Genomic DNA, 231 nt, shown 5'->3' on the forward strand with positions numbered 1-231 from the left:
TGGCCCCTTTCCGCCCGGCCAATTGCGGCTTCGATGTCAACTGGAGCGGAGTGTTTCGCGAGCGCTTTGCCGGGGCGCCGTTGAAGGCGGTGACAGCCACTTCGGCGGCCGGGACATTTCCCGGTGAATTCGTCATTTCGGAGCATGGGATCGAGGGCAGCCTTGTCTACGCCCATGCGGCGGCCCTCCGCGACGATCTGCAGCGTGATGGTGCCGTCTCGCTGCTTGTCG

Annotated in this window: 1 pseudogene; it reads left to right on the plus strand. The window is 64.9% G+C overall.

From position 1 onward, the window contains the following. Window positions 1–231: pseudogene (locus tag SB772_RS46080) on the plus strand (aminoacetone oxidase family FAD-binding enzyme); the annotation flags it as partial.

The organism is Paraburkholderia sp. SIMBA_030, from assembly GCF_046535245.1.
Taxonomy (GTDB): Bacteria; Pseudomonadota; Gammaproteobacteria; order Burkholderiales; family Burkholderiaceae; genus Paraburkholderia.